Source organism: Chitinophaga terrae (ex Kim and Jung 2007) (genome assembly GCF_900107795.1).
GTDB classification, from domain to species: domain Bacteria; phylum Bacteroidota; class Bacteroidia; order Chitinophagales; family Chitinophagaceae; genus Chitinophaga; species Chitinophaga terrae.
Genome location: NZ_FNRL01000028.1, coordinates 14606 through 29619 on the forward strand (window position 1 = coordinate 14606; position 15014 = coordinate 29619).

General features: G+C 46.0%; 14 protein-coding genes. 9 read left to right on the forward strand and 5 right to left on the reverse strand.

What is annotated here, in order from left to right; translation table 11 throughout:
* The first annotated feature begins 53 nt into the window (after nt 1–53).
* The 3 genes from mqnC (at nt 54) to BLV62_RS22870 (ending at nt 2610) form a co-directional block, all read left to right on the forward strand.
* A complete protein-coding gene (gene mqnC, locus BLV62_RS22860) occupies nt 54–1178 on the forward strand; it encodes a cyclic dehypoxanthinyl futalosine synthase (RefSeq protein WP_089764639.1) in 1125 nt (374 codons plus the stop codon).
* 152 nt (nt 1179–1330) lie between these two features.
* Complete coding sequence (locus tag BLV62_RS22865) at nt 1331–1954, forward strand: hypothetical protein (protein ID WP_139170361.1); 624 nt, start codon at nt 1331–1333, stop codon at nt 1952–1954.
* 113 nt (nt 1955–2067) lie between these two features.
* The gene (locus BLV62_RS22870; protein ID WP_168927962.1) at nt 2068–2610 is read left to right on the forward strand and encodes a GNAT family N-acetyltransferase; all 543 of its coding nucleotides are present in this window, start codon (nt 2068–2070) and stop codon (nt 2608–2610) included.
* Here BLV62_RS22870 and BLV62_RS22875 read toward each other — a convergent pair.
* Entirely contained in the window at nt 2607–3509 is a 903-nt protein-coding gene (locus tag BLV62_RS22875; RefSeq protein ID WP_089764644.1) for a hydroxypyruvate isomerase family protein, read from the reverse strand. The two genes, BLV62_RS22870 and BLV62_RS22875, sit on opposite strands and share 4 nt — an antisense overlap.
* A 200-nt stretch (nt 3510–3709) precedes the next feature.
* On the opposite strand from BLV62_RS22875, the gene BLV62_RS22880 reads away from it, so the two are divergent.
* Complete coding sequence (locus BLV62_RS22880) at nt 3710–4003, forward strand: hypothetical protein (protein WP_168927963.1); 294 nt, start codon at nt 3710–3712, stop codon at nt 4001–4003.
* A 152-nt stretch (nt 4004–4155) separates the two neighbouring features.
* On the opposite strand, the gene BLV62_RS22885 is transcribed toward BLV62_RS22880, so the two are convergent.
* On the reverse strand, nt 4156–7002 hold the full coding sequence (locus BLV62_RS22885) for an outer membrane beta-barrel protein (protein WP_168927964.1): 2847 nt from the start codon (nt 7000–7002) through the stop codon (nt 4156–4158).
* A gap of 45 nt (nt 7003–7047) precedes the next feature.
* Nucleotides 7048–7839, reverse strand: a complete 792-nt coding sequence (locus BLV62_RS22890; RefSeq protein WP_089764648.1) for a GLPGLI family protein — start codon at nt 7837–7839, stop codon at nt 7048–7050.
* A gap of 214 nt (nt 7840–8053) precedes the next feature.
* Between BLV62_RS22890 and BLV62_RS22895 the strand changes: the two genes are divergently transcribed.
* The 5 genes from BLV62_RS22895 to BLV62_RS22915 all read left to right on the forward strand — a co-directional run bounded on the left by BLV62_RS22895 (nt 8054) and on the right by BLV62_RS22915 (nt 13276).
* On the forward strand, nt 8054–9439 hold the full coding sequence (locus BLV62_RS22895) for a sensor histidine kinase (RefSeq protein WP_168927965.1): 1386 nt from the start codon (nt 8054–8056) through the stop codon (nt 9437–9439).
* Between the two features lie 15 nt (nt 9440–9454).
* Entirely contained in the window at nt 9455–10144 is a 690-nt protein-coding gene (locus BLV62_RS22900; protein ID WP_089764651.1) for a response regulator transcription factor, read from the forward strand.
* A 154-nt stretch (nt 10145–10298) separates the two neighbouring features.
* Entirely contained in the window at nt 10299–11327 is a 1029-nt protein-coding gene (gene pheS / locus BLV62_RS22905) for a phenylalanine--tRNA ligase subunit alpha (RefSeq protein WP_089764653.1), read from the forward strand.
* A 63-nt stretch (nt 11328–11390) separates the two neighbouring features.
* Nucleotides 11391–12242, forward strand: coding sequence for a 3-hydroxyacyl-CoA dehydrogenase NAD-binding domain-containing protein (locus tag BLV62_RS22910; protein ID WP_089764655.1), 852 nt, complete (start codon nt 11391–11393; stop codon nt 12240–12242).
* Nucleotides 12243–12292: 50 nt separating this feature from the next.
* Nucleotides 12293–13276 (forward strand): NAD-dependent epimerase/dehydratase family protein, encoded by a 984-nt coding sequence (locus tag BLV62_RS22915; protein WP_089764656.1) that lies wholly within the window; start codon nt 12293–12295, stop codon nt 13274–13276.
* Here BLV62_RS22915 and BLV62_RS22920 read toward each other — a convergent pair.
* Nucleotides 13268–13966 (reverse strand): hypothetical protein, encoded by a 699-nt coding sequence (locus BLV62_RS22920; RefSeq protein ID WP_089764658.1) that lies wholly within the window; start codon nt 13964–13966, stop codon nt 13268–13270. The genes BLV62_RS22915 and BLV62_RS22920 overlap by 9 nt on opposite strands.
* Nucleotides 13967–14018: 52 nt before the next feature.
* Nucleotides 14019–14969, reverse strand: a complete 951-nt coding sequence (locus BLV62_RS22925; protein WP_089764660.1) for a UDP-3-O-(3-hydroxymyristoyl)glucosamine N-acyltransferase — start codon at nt 14967–14969, stop codon at nt 14019–14021.
* Between the last annotated feature and the right edge of the window lie 45 nt (nt 14970–15014).

Below are 15014 nucleotides of genomic sequence, written 5' to 3' on the forward strand. Positions count from 1 at the left end.
TAAACTGAAATACTACCTTTGTTCAAGTTTTTCAGGAATTGAAATATAGCTAAATGGAACTGCAGGATTTATATAAAAAGGCTCAAAATTTCGAGTTTCTGACAGCAGAGGAAGGTGTATACCTGTTTGAAAATGCGCCGCTGGCAGAATTGATGGAGATAGCCAATGAGTTAAGGAAACAACAGGTGCCTCATGGCAAGGTTACCTGGCAGATAGACAGGAACGTTAACACAACCAATGTTTGTACTGCCAATTGTAAGTTTTGCAATTTCTACAGGGTTCCCGGCCATCCGGAGGCTTATATCACCCCGATTGAAGAGTACAAGCGCAAGATAGACGAGACGCTGAAATATGGCGGCGACCAGTTGCTCTTGCAGGGCGGGCACCATCCGGAGTTGGGATTAAGTTTTTATGTAGACCTGTTTAAACAGTTAAAACAACTTTACCCGAATTTACGTCTTCATACTTTAGGCCCCCCTGAAGTGGCGCATATCACCAAGCTGGAAAAAAGCACGCATATCGAGGTTTTAAAGGCCCTGAAGGAGGCCGGTATGGATAGCTTGCCGGGCGCCGGAGCTGAGATCCTGAACGACCGGGTGCGCAGGTTGATCTCCAAAGGAAAATGCGGAGCGAAAGAATGGCTGGATGTAATGAGGGCTGCCCATAAGCTGAATATAGCCTCTTCTGCTACCATGATGTTCGGGCATGTGGAAACAGTGCTGGAAAGGTTTGAACACCTTGTAGACATCAGGCAGGTGCAGAGCGAAAAGCCGGAAGGACATTATGGCTTTACAGCGTTCATCCCATGGACTTTCCAGGATGTGGACACGTTATTATTGAAGATCCGCGGGGTACATAATATGACTACCGCCGAAGAATATATCAGGATGATCGCCCTTAGCCGTATCATGTTGCCGAATATCAAGAATATCCAGGCGTCGTGGTTAACAGTAGGTAAGCAGGTTGCGCAGCTTTGTTTGCATGCAGGGGCTAACGACTTCGGATCTATCATGATCGAGGAAAACGTGGTAAGTGCGGCAGGCGCTCCACACAGGTTCACCTATCGCACCATGCAGGAAGCGATCCGCGAAGCAGGATTCGAACCGCAACTGCGTACGCAGCTGTATCAATTCCGTGAATTGCCTGAGTTTATTGAAGAACAGGTAATTAATTATTAAACATATTAACAATGATTAGAAGGTGCTGATATTCAAAATATCAGCACTTTTTTTATGCTCTTAATAAACTGTTAAAACTATCATGTGCCTGTTACAATTGGCCTTCTTTTACGTCTAACAGATACAAACAAAAAAACTAAAGGAGGGTGTATATGAAAAAGCTTGGTTTAATCATGGCAGGATTTGCGATCATGGCCATGGCTGCGTGTTCGAGCACCAAAGTAACGTCTTCTTGGCGTGCAAATGATGCCCAGCAGCTGCAGAAAGAGAATAAAATCATGGTAATGGCACTTGTACCTCAAAAAGACCGGACACTCAGAAGTCAAATGGAAAATAATATGGTAACAGAGCTGAGGAGAAAAGGCTATAATGCTGTTTCAGCGTTACAAACTTATGGACCACAGGACATGGGTAAAATGACGGAAAAACAGGTTGTAAAACAATTGCAGGGCAGTGACGTAAGCCAGGTGTTAACGATCGTACTCTTAGACAGGGGTAAAGAAAGGAACTTCGTTCCAAACTACGGACCTTATGGTTACGGCGGTTTCTGGCCTTATTACTCTATGTGGTATTCCAGGATGTACACTCCGGGATATTATACTGTTAACACCAAATATCAATGGGAAGGTAACCTGTATGACCTGAAAAGCGGTCAGCTGCTGTATTCTGTACAGTCGCAATCCTTTGATCCGCCAACCACAGAAAGAATGGCCATTTTGTATGGGCAGCAGGTGGTAAGGGATATGACCAAACAGCAATTGCTCACGCAACGATAGGAATTTCGAGGTAAACGGTAAAGTTGACGACGAAGCATAAGATTATTAACAATCTTATGCTTCTTTTTTTTACTTTGGCACCTTTGCCAGAAAAGACCCTTTACCATTCAGATATGCTTAATATAACTGTGAACGAAGATGTACAGCTAAAACAATTGGAAGATAAGGATGCCCCTTTATTGTACCAGCAGATAGACGTTTCCCGCAAACACCTGCGGAAATTCCTTCCCTGGGTAGACTACAATACGAACCCGGAACATTCGCTGCGGTTTATACAAATGATGGGCCGCAAGGCGGAAGACCAGGAGGCAATTGCTTTCGGGATCTGGTATAAGGGGGCGTTGTGTGGAGTGATAGACCTGCATGGCTGGGATCATACCCTACAGATGGCGGAGATTGGCTATTGGCTGGGAACTGCGTTCCAGGGGAAAGGTATTGCCACGGCGGCTGCAAAGGCGTTAGTTTCCTTTGCGTTTGATCACCTGAAGTTGAATAAAATTGAGATAAGGTTTGTACTGCAGAACCAGAGAAGCGGGCAAATCCCCATACGCCTGGGATTCGCCCGCGAAGGTATCTTGCGTCATAGCGCTAAACTGCATGGGCAGTATGCCGATATGGTGGTCATGGGCATACTGAAAAGCGACTGGAAGTATTAGGCCAGGTCGCAGATCTTTACTGCCTGTTGCAGCGAAGCAAGTTGACCTTTTTTATCTTTGGACGAAGGGACGAATTCCTGTGCCACGTAACCTTTGTAGCCGGTTTCGTAAATCGCTTTCATAATAGCAGGGTAATTCAGTTCCTGGCTATTATCGATTTCGTGGCGGCCAGGCACTCCCCCGGTATGGTAATGCGCGAAATACTGGTGATAATCACGGATGTGATGAATAATGTCGCCGTCCATGATCTGCATGTGATAGATGTCGTACAGGAGTTTAAAGTTATCTGATGCGATATGTTTGCAGAGCTCTACTCCCCAGGCGGTGTGATCGCATTGATAATCAGGGTGGTTTACCCGGCTGTTGAGCAATTCCATCACCAGGTTCACCTTTTTCTTCTCAGCATATCCGATCACCCTGTGAATACCCCTGGCGCAGTTTTTAAGGCCCTGCATATCGTCCATGCCGTTCCGGTTGCCGGAGAAGCAGATCAGGTTAGTAAATCCGGCTGCTGCGGTGGCGTCGATCAGTTCTTTAAAATAGTCTACCATTTTATCATGATTGGCCACATTGTTAAAGCCATTGGTGATACCGAAATCTTTGTTGTTGCTCGATACCATGGCGCAGTGCATGTTATATTTCTTCAGTATTTTAAAGTCGTGTGGCGATACCAGGTCGATAGATGGTATTCCTATCTGTTTGGCGGCTACGCAGAGCTCTTCCAAAGGCATATCGTAACACCAGGCGCAAACAGAGTGATTGATCTTTCCTTTCAATGCTTCTCCGGTTGCCAGATCATGGGCAGCAATTCTGTCTGAAAGAGAAGATAACGCGGTGGTGGCCAAAGCCGCAGAAGCTACTTTTTTTATCATATTCCTCCTGGAATTTTCCTGGTTCATAAAAAGATTTGTGTTTGTATTTATAGGAATTAACGAGGTTAAGATAAATGAAATAATTTTCTGGTACAAGCGTAGGCCTGCAAGCGGGCAAAAACGGGGTAAATATGGTTATAAAACCATCAGGAAGGCATTCCAGCGGGAAATCGGGAACTATTGGTAACTTTGGTAAGTAATTTGATTAAATAAGGAAAAAAGAGGCGATGGAAATGGATAAAAAGTATACCCCTGCGCTATGGGTCTGCATATTGATGGACCTCTTAGGATGCGCCAGTTACGCAATACCAGTTTTAGGAGAGATCGGCGACCTTGTTTGGGCTCCCATATCAGCGATTATTTTTTACAGGATGTTTGGAGGCACCATAGGTAAATTCGGAAGCTTCTTCAACTTTATAGAGGAATTGTTTCCCGGAACCGACTTTATTCCGACGTTTACCCTTTCGTGGATGCTGAAGCGGGTAACCGAGGGTAGGTTGGTTGCACGCAAAGCGGCATAAGGGAAGCAAAGGCGCAAAAGATTTTTTTAAGAAGCAAAGGGAGCGAAGATTATGTAACATAACATAGTCTTCGCTCCCTTTGCTTCTTAAAGTTCGCTTCAATTAAAAATCCTTTGCGCCTTTGCTTCCCTTATGCCGCTTTGCGTGCAACCCTAAAAACGCCTCATGCCGCCTCCCCTGCCGCCCGGACCGCCGGGGCCGAACATCATCCTGCCTTCGCGTCCGCCCCGGGGTGTAGGAGCCGCAAATTTGTTCAGGAAGTAGGTAAAGCTAACCATGAAATATTGTTGCAGAACATTGTTCTGTGTATCTATAATGTAGTTGTCTGCAACGGTTCTGCTCACGCTGATATACTGCCTTAAAATATCAAATGCCTGCACTTTTATCATCGCATCTTTCTTCTTCGTGATATACTTGGAAATATTCGCATTCCACATAGTAGAAGTAAGGTTATAACCAGGCGTTCTTCCCCTGTTCATTGTGCAGGTAATATCTGTACCTATCATGAAGCTGAGCGGAAGATTGAAATTGATATCAGCATTGATATTGTAGTCGAAATAATTGGTGAGCCCTATGTTGCCTGTAGATATCGTGTTGTTGCTTCTCGAGTAGTTTACGCTTCCTCCAACGCCTGCATCAAACAGTTCCTTATAGAAGTAGCTCAGGTTGGCGGATTGCGTGATGGTCAGGCGATTCGTGTAGTTAATCTTTCCGCTGGTTACGTTCACATCCCTGTTGTAAGAAGCATACGACATAGTGTTCAGGTTCTGGCCCGGCGTTTTGGACAGTGGCCATGAGTTACTAACCCTGGCGTCTACACTAAAATAGCCGTTAACGTTGATAGGCTTCACTGTCTGACGGCCGCTTTTCGGATCAAGAGTGATCGAATTAACGATCTTGTTTGTACCGAAACTGCCGCTTACCTGGGTCATAATACTGCGATAGTTGTCGGGGTTCACCACATGATAGTGAAGCGATATCCTGTTGTCGTAGGATGGCTTCAGGTCAGGGTTCCCGAGCTGTATATACAAGGGGTTGCTGTTATCCGGTACCGGTGCAAGCTGCTGTACGGTTGGCTGCGTCGTGTTGCCGTTATAGTTAATGCTTAAACGTTTATTTCTAGAGAAAGCATAGTTGAAATTCGCCTGTGGAGCGAAGTTCAGGGTATGCTGGGTAATAGTGGTATCCTTTTGTTTTAAATACGAATAATTGACATTATTGAGGTTGTTATAAATCAGGTTTACACCGAATGAGTAATCGTATTTCAGTTTAACAGTGCGGATATTGATGCCTCCCCTATGATTGAATGTAGTATTGGTAAACACGTTGCTCAATGAATCATTGAAAGCATCGTATTCTCCTTTCACATCGTTGAAATCGTAAGTATATTTATTGTTGTTGTTTTCGCTCCGGGTGATGCCATAGTTCAACTCCAGGTAATTATCGCGCCACAGTGGTTCTGTGTATGTAAGGTTGGCCCTTATGCTGCTGTTCGTGCTGTTGACGGTGTTGCGCTGGTTAAACATGCTTATGCTATCCGGGTTATAAAACGTATAGCTGGAGCGGTTAATATTCTCCTGGTCATTTTCCGACCTGTTGAAATTAATGCTAAGGCTCATGGAACGGCCTCTTTTATTGAATCTCTTCCTTAACAACAGGTTTCCGCCGTAGTTGATCGACTGGCCGGTTCCGTCGTTGATCGTTGTTCCTTTATTGAGTGTATCGCCCAGGTTGTTATAGCTGATATTATTGGTTTGGCTATGGCTATTTGCGTTGGTGATGCTCAGGTTGGGTTCAAAGATCAGGGAGTGCATAGAGTCGATATTATACTCTAACCGGCCCTGGAACCTGTTGTTGGCGTTGTCGCTCAATGAGCCGCCGTTGTTATTGTTCACGATGAAACTGTCGCCGACAAATGTTTGTTTGCGGCTGTTGCTTTCTGTGGATGTTTTGGTATCGTTGAAGAAATAGCTTCCTGTAAAAGTTGCCTTTTTACCGATCTGATCACTGAAATTCAATCCTGTATTCCAGTTCCTGGTAATACCTCCGCCTCCGCCACCTCCACCGAGGTTGGAGATCATGCCCCTGGCGCCTCTCATGCCTCCGCCGCCTCCGGCGCTGGCAAACGAGATCTGGTCTTGCATGGAGTATCCCAGGTTATTGACGTTATTGCCTCCTCCAAGTAAAGAGATCTGTTTCGTATCCCTGAACACGTTCAGGCTCAGGTTGGCGGCAAACCTGTCGTCTGTTCCATAACCGGCTGTTGCACGTCCGAATATTCCTTTTTTCTTATCTTTTTTGATGGTGATGTTGATGGTCTTTTCTGTCTGCCCGTCGTCGATGCCTGTAAACTGTGCCTGGTCCGACTTCCTGTCGATCACCTGTACTTTATCAATGATGTTTGCCGGCAGGTTCTTGGTTGCAAGTTTAGGGTCGCCGCCAAAAAAAGGTTTGCCATCAACCAATACTTTTGTAACGTTTTCGCCATGCGCGGTAATGGCGCCGTCCCTGTCTACCGTTACCCCGGGCAATTTCTTTAACAAGTCTTCAACTACAGCATTTTCGCGGGTTTTAAATGCATCTGCATTAAATTCAACGGTATCTTTTTTAACAACAACCGGGGGTTTTTCTTCGAGGATCTCGACAGTACTGAGCGTAACGCCTTTCGTTTCCATGGTTATGTTACCCAGTGCAAGTTCTTTATGGTCGGCATCTACCGTTAGTGGTCTGTTAACGGGTTTGAATCCAAGGAAGCTGATGTACAGCCGATAGGCGCCAAAAGGTACGGCAGCCAGTTCAAAATTTCCCTTGGTATCGGTTAAGGTTGTCAGTGCTACGGTGCTATCTTTCGCATTCAGCAAAACAATGGTTGCTGAAGGCATTGCTTCTTTGGTTGCTTTATCAGTTAACTGGCCTTTAATCTTTCCTTGTTGGCTCTGAGCCTGGGCGTGTAAAATGCCCAGACCCAGTACCAGCAAGACTTGTATAAGTTTCTTCATAAACGAGATTACGGGGAAATTGAAAGTTAGGGTGAAATTCGGCATTTATTGTTGCCGTTCACGTAATTTCTCCATTTGTTCCCTCCTGATCTCTCTCATCTTTTCCTGGCTGATCTTTTCCGCATCTGCAGGGATTCCCAGGTCTTCCGTTATCGGTTTCAGATCTACGCTTTTGGCGGTGAATGCTCTTCTTCCTCCTTCTGCAGCCAATACCACAGCATTGTTTTCAGGCAGCAGGCCGTTGATGGGCGAAAAGCTGAAAGGCAGATCTGTGGTATACCAAACAGTGTAGGTATCATCTTTTAACTGGATGGTAGCCTTTTTGCATTCGTAGCCCGCTATTTTCTTTGTCTTGTCAGACGACTTGCTATTGGAAGTATAGATGAAATCTTCTTCTGTGTAGTAAGTCTTCTTATCATCGCCGAAGGTGCTGAACACATGGTCGTATTTTTTATTGGCCAGGTCAACGTACTGGGCATTGCCGCCAGGGCCCATTCCCATTCTTCCGCCAGGTCCGCCCTGCCCTCCAGGTCCGCGGCCCCAGCGACGGGTTGTATCTCCGCCCGGGCGTTGTCTTCTCTGGCCGCCGAAATCCGGGCGTTCAGTTACCAACTTTCCTTTACCATCGTTGAAGGTGAAGGTTTGATTGAGGGTGATCACATCCGACATTGCGGGAGCATTGTCGTCGTTTCCGCCACGGTTAAAGCCTCTCATCCTGTCAGGATCCATTCTTGCAGTTACTTCATATGTGATGACTCCAGACTTTTGCGCAAAAACCGGGCTGGTAGCCGATATAAATAAGCTGGCAGCTAAGAATAAACGAAAATTTCTGTTCATGGTTTTCTTTGTTTAGGATACAAAAGTCACAGTTCCAGCCTTCTTTTTGGGTTAAAAACTTTTATTTACTGTTATTTACTGTTAAGTGAGTTAATCTTCCTTATCTACTGTTAATTACTGTTAAGGAGTTATCTTGTTTTAGCCGTGGAATAAATAGTTTTGCGGGAATAGAACTAACAACATGCGAAAAAGAATCAGAAATATACTCATTCTCATGTGCATCTGTATTCTGGGCATATTTCTGTTTCAGGGATATTGGTTGTATAACTCATATTTATTCAGGGAAGAGCAGTTTAAGAAAGAGATAAATGAAACCCTGAGATCAGCGATCGCCAGCAACCTGTCGTCGGATGTACGCAGGTATTTCCGTTTCCTGGGAAGCAGGGATAGCAGCGTAACCAAAAGGGTCGAAGAATATAAAAACCGTCGCCGGATCGAAGTGCACAGACGAGGAGAGGAACACTTTGGTCCGCCTCCCCCTCTGCCGCCCGATTTTAAGGACGGATCCGGCCGTTATTATGCAGATACCCTGGCCAGGCAGATTACAGAATATTTGATTACCAATCATTTGCATGCAGATAGCACCAACCTCGCCAAGCTGGATTCTACCTTTAAACTGGAGCTGGCCAACAGGCAGATCAACACGCCTTATGTTCTTGATACCTTTTACATGGATGTAAGAGGTTTCGACAGGGAAAGTTTCAGGGATAGCCTGCGCAAAAGAAGCCCCCGTCAGACCGCCAAATTCGCTTTCAATCCTGCCAGCAATCTTTTTGTACAGGCTACATTCGAGTCGCCCCTGCAGTTCATCCTGCAGAAGATGATATGGACCCTGCTCTCGTCTGTTGTCTTGCTGACACTTACTACCATCAGCTTCATTTACATGCTGAGAACCATCCTGAAACAAAAGAGATTGTCGGAGGTGAAGAACGACTTCATCAACAATATGACACATGAGCTGAAAACTCCCATAGCCACTGTTTCAGCGGCGGTGGAAGCATTACAGAATTTCAATGCACTGAGCGATCAGCGGAAAACGCAGACCTACCTGGATATTTCGAAGAACGAACTGCAACGGTTATCGGACCTGGTAGAAAAGGTGCTGCACATTGCGGCAGAGGAAAAAGAAGATGTTGAACTGTTCAGGGAAGAAGCAGACCTGAACGAGATCATCGACAACATACTATCCAACCACCAGTTAAAGGCCAGTAAACTGATCCAGGTGCGGTACGATAACAACCTGGCGGGCAAATTGGTGCTTATAGACAAAGTGCACCTGGGCAATGCGATCAACAACCTGGTGGATAACGCGATAAAATATTCCAAAGAACCGGTACAGCTTTATGTTCAAACCAGCCTGGAAAATGGTATATTGAAGATAAAAGTGAAAGACAATGGTATCGGGATTCCGAAGGTCTATCATCATAACATCTTCGACAAGTTTTTCAGGGTACCGACGGGCGACCTGCATAATGTGAAAGGGTTTGGACTGGGATTGAGTTATGTGCAGAAGATCGTTACCATGCACGGAGGAAGCATCCATGTGCATAGCGAACCTGATAAAGGCAGCGAGTTCACTATTATTATTCCATCAGCATAACAAGAAAACAAGATCATGGCAAAAGTATTACTGATAGAGGATGAAGTACAGTTAGGTCAGATTGTAAAAGACAGCCTTGAAATGAGGGGCTTTGAAATGTTATATGCTGCAGATGGCCGTGAAGGGTTGAAGTTATTCCAGCAGGAGCGCCCGGATGTAGTGGTGCTGGATATCATGATGCCGAACATGGATGGGTTTACCGTTACCTCCGAGATCCGGAAGCAGGACAAAATAACGCCGATCATCTTCCTTACAGCCAAATCGCAGACCACCGATGTGGTGAAAGGGTTTGAGCTGGGAGGCAACGACTACCTGAAAAAGCCTTTCAGCATGGATGAACTGATCGTGCGTATCACCGCGTTGCTGAAGCGGTTTAAAGACGCCCCGGCTTCGGCGGCAGAGCCGGAAGAAGGAGCGGTTTCAATTGGTCAGTATTCCTTCAATTATACCAAACAAACGCTTACCCGGAATAACGTTGTTGAGTTCCTCTCGCACCGGGAAGCCGCAATTCTCAAGCGGTTATACGATAACAAGAACGATATAATGGAAAGAAAGGCCATACTGATAGATCTCTGGGGAGACGATAACTTTTTCAATGCAAGAAGTATGGACGTTTTTATTACAAAGCTGCGTCGTTACCTGAAAGACGACAGCCGGGTGCAGATCGTTAATATCCGGGGAGTGGGTTATAAGCTGATCTTCTAGGACCTTCTCCCTCCCTTCTAAATAAGCGCTGTACGGGCGTTCCCGGGTTTAATGCCCTTCCCCCATACTTCCTTTCCTGATATAAGTTATTTCTGTAATAAAGCTGTTAGGGAGAGCACTAAGATTTTCCCTTAAAGGCTTATCTTTGTCGTTTATGGAACAGTTAGTACAGCAAATAGCAGCCTACAAAGACGAAATAGCGGCTTTTACACCCGCAGGTGCGGCGGACCTTGAACAGTACCGCATAAAATTCCTTGGAACAAAAGGTATTGTGAAGGCCCTTTTCGGGGAGATGAAACAGGTACCTAATGACCGTAAGAAAGAATTCGGACAGATATTAAACGAGTTTAAACAACTGGCAGAAGCGAAGTACGAGCAGTTCAGCGAATTAAAGGACAATGCTTCGGCCAGCGACAGCCATATAGACTATACTTTACCCGCCGAACCTCATCGTTTGGGTACCCGGCATCCAATAAGCCAGGTACGCAATAAGATCATCAGGATCTTTGAACGCCTGGGCTTTACCATTGCAGAGGGCCCGGAGATAGAGGACGACTGGCATAACTTCACTGCATTGAACTTACCGGAAAATCACCCGGCCAGGGACATGCAGGATACTTTCTTTATCAGCAAGAACCCGGATTGGTTATTACGTACCCAAACCTCTTCGGCGCAGGTGCGTGTAATGGAAGCAGGCAAACTACCTATCCGCATCATCAGCCCGGGAAGGGTTTACAGGAACGAGACTATTTCTGCCCGTGCACACTGTTTCTTCCACCAGGTAGAAGGGCTGTATATTGACGAAAACGTTTCCTTTGCCGACCTGAAACAGACCTTATATCACTTCGTGAAAGAGATGTTCGGCGAGAATACAGGCATACGTTTCCGTCCTTCCTACTTCCCTTTTACAGAACCAAGCGCCGAGATGGATATTGTATGTTTCATCTGCGGAGGAACGGGGTGCAATGTTTGTAAACAAACCGGATGGGTAGAGATCTTAGGGTGCGGAATGGTGCACCCGAAGGTGCTGGCCAATTGCGGAATAGACCCTGAAAAATACACAGGTTTTGCGTTCGGGATGGGAATTGAACGTATTACTATGTTGAAATACCAGATAAAAGACCTCCGGTTGTTCTCGGAAAACGATGTCCGTTTCCTTGAGCAGTTCGAAGGGACTATATAATTGTAGCAAACGGGGTTACTGTCAGCGGTAACCCCGTATTTTTTCCGAACTCCTGTTTGCATAATGGAAACATTAACGATCGCCGTATGCGGGGCTGGCACCATGGGTGCAGGTATAGCCCAGATTGCCGCTTATAGCGGGTTTAAAACCGTTTTATTCGATATTCAGCAGGAAGGGTTAGAAAGGGCTAAAGCACAGATAGAAAAAAGCCTCACGGCCGCAGTGGAGAAAGGAAAGCTGAACTTCACAGAAAAGCAGGACACCCTGCAGCGACTGCATTATAGCAGCGAGATTGACGATTGCGTTGCGGATGTGGTGATAGAAGCCATAGCAGAGCAATTAGAGGCAAAAGTCGCCTTATTCCGGCAGCTATCGGCCATCAATAAAGAAACCACCATTTTTGCTACCAATACCTCTTCCCTTAGCATAGAAGCAATTGCCAAAGAGGTTGATCATCCTTCCAGGGTGGCGGGAATGCACTTTTTTAACCCCGCTCATTTAATGAAACTGGTAGAAGTGGTGAGCACTCCCCTAACTGCTCCCGAAGTAGCGGATACCATCTATGAACTGGCGTTGCAATTGGGTAAAGTGCCGGTAAGGGTGAAAGATTCCCCGGGTTTTATAGTAAACAGGGTTGCCCGCCTATACTACCTGGAGGCGTTGCGTATTGCAGAAGAAAAAATCGCTGATTTCAGTGATATTGACCAGTTGCTGGAAGCCGCCGGTTTTAAAATGGGACCTTTCGCGTTAATGGACTTGATAGGTAACGATATTAACCTGGCAGTTTCCCGTTCCTTATACGAAGCATTCGACCATGCACCCCGCTTTAAACCGAGTATCCTGCAGGAACAGCGGGTAAAGGACGGGAAGTTGGGTCGCAAAACCGGCTTAGGTTTTTATAGGTACGAACAATAGATTGGTTTTGCCTAAATTTGGGCACTCATAGAAAAAGAACAATAGTCTTCATGATTTTAGTAACCGGAGGTACAGGTTTTTTAGGTAGTTATTTGATTCGGGCCCTGGTAGCGGAAGGAAAGCCTGTTAGAGCACTGTATCGAAATCAACCATCAAACCGGTTGCAGGATATTTCTGACAAAATTGAATGGGTAAAGGGAGATATACTTGATGTTTGTGCGCTGGAAGATGCCATGAACGGGGTTACCCAGGTATATCACTGCGCTGCGGTGGTATCTTTCCAGGCAGGGGCTAAAGACCGCCTGATGAAGATCAACGTTGAAGGAACCGCCAACGTGGTGAACCTGGCGCTGGATGCCGGCGTAAAAAAGCTGTTGTACGTCAGTTCTGTTGCCGCTATCGGCCGCGCTAAAGAGAATGCGCCGGTAACAGAAGATTGTGAGTGGCAGGAAAGCGGGAACAACTCCTGGTATGCGATAAGCAAGTACCAGGGAGAGATGGAAGTATGGAGAGGAGTTGCCGAAGGGCTTGATGCGGTGATCGTTAACCCGTCTATTATTCTTGGCGCCGGATTTTGGAACGATGGATCCGGAGCATTGCTGAAAAACGCCTGGAAAGAATTCCCTTATTATACCACCGGTGTAAACGGGTTTGTGGATGTGGAAGATGTAGTGAAAGCGATGATATTGCTGATGGATAGCAGTATCGAGGGAGAGCGTTTTATCCTCTCTGCCGAGAATTGGGATTACCAGCGGCTCTTCACTACCATGGCGCATGCCCTTGGCAAAAAACCGCCTCATATTGCCGTAAAACCATGGATGGCTGAAGTGGTATGGAGGATGGAGAAGGTGAAAGGGATGATCACCGGCAAGCATCCGCTTGTAACAAAGGAAACGGCAAGAACAGCCCAGCTGAAAGTCTACTATGAAAACGACAAGGTGCTGAAAGCGCTTCCTGATTTCCGGTTTAAACCCCTCGAAACAACGATAAAAGAAATTTCAGCCAGTTTCCTGGAAGAACTATCCCTACAATAAAAGACCGGCTATACCGGCGGCAAGCAGATCTTTGGTGAAGCTGTCGACATTCTTATCCATCCAGACCTTTGGTTTCTCGCCAGGTATCACGGCTGCCAGCAGTTTATTATTTTTCTCTGAATAGAACTCGTAACAGATATTCTCGTAGCTGTTCACTTTCCCGAAGTGATTATGGGCAGTAATGCGGTAAGCGGAAGTACTATTGTTAGCGGCTTGGGTTCTTTCCCGTAATATTCCTACTGCTTTGTTGTTGTTAAGCTCCAGGTAGTGAGCGGCCTTGATGATCATTTCCCATTTGTAAGGGTTGTCGGCGCCTGTGTTGGTGATCCGGTAGTACCTGACAGGAACATTAGGCGCCAGCGTATTGAAATATTTAGGCAAAACCTGGCTGGAAAAGGCCACGCCGTTAGCGCTCATGCTTTCGATGCTGATGCGGGCGTTATTGCCTTCTATACGGAAATAAAACGGGTCTTTGGGCGATTTGATGAAAGTAGAACCGAGCAGTCCATTCGTTTTTGGGGTTGTCTTAAAAGGGCCGAAAGAGATCGTTCTGGCAGTAAGCCAACCATCGTTGATAGTTACCGGCCATTGCTGGTCGTTGCTATAGAGATCGGAAGAGGTAGTTGTGCTTTTAGTGGTACTGCAACTCCATAGCAGCATTGGTAAAACAATGAAAAACAGATATTTCATTACATGATGGTTTTAATGTAAGGCAACAGCCGGCTGTTGCCTTACTGCTTTATTATTTGCCAAGGTCTTTTACCTTTTCCCATATCTCGGGGATCCTTTTGATCCAGGCAATTTCTTTTCTTTTAACCCTGGCATCTTCCGCCGGGTATCCGAAGTAAACTTTACCGCCTTCCAGGGAAGATGGCACCCCGCTTTGCGCTAATACTACCGCTCCTTTACCGATGGTAAGGTCTTTATTGACGCCTACTTGTCCCCAGAGGATAACGTTGTCTTCGATCCTGGCTTTTCCGGCAATTCCAACCTGCGCTGCGATCAAACAGTTTCTGCCAACAACGGTGCCATGACCTATATGGATCATGTTATCCAATTTGGTGCCTTTTCCTATGATGGTGTCTCCGCTTACCCCTTTATCGATGGTGCAACCCGCTCCTATTTCCACGAAATCTTCGATGATCACTCTTCCGCAGCTTTCCAGTTTATCATAGATCACTTCCCGCTCTGCCCTCTTCTTGAAATAGAAAGCATCGGCTCCGAGAACTGCGCCGGCGTGAATGATCACGTTATCGCCTATCTCGCTATGATCGTAGATGGTAACGTTAGGATGGATAATGCAGTTACGCCCGATCTTTACATGGTTACCGATGAATACATTCGGTTGGATAATGGTGTTTTCACCTATAACGGCTGTGTCGCTGATCGGCTTGGATGAAGGTTCAAAAGGACGATACTTTTTGACCAGTTTCACATAAGCGCTGAAAGGATCTTCCAGTACCAGGAGCGCCTTGCCTTCCGGAACATCTACCTTCTTGTTGATGATGATAATGGTTGCGGCAGAATTCAAACTGGCGCTATAGTATTTTTCAAAGTCGACAAAGGAGATATCTCCCGGCGTTACCTTGTGTATTTCATTGATACCAGTTGCCATCAATTGGCTGTTACCAACTAGTTCAGCACCTATGTATGCTGCGATGTCGGTTACCGCAACAGGTTTTTCGAACTTCATATTAGCGATGAATTATTGAACAATATTTGAGCGGAACAAAGGTAG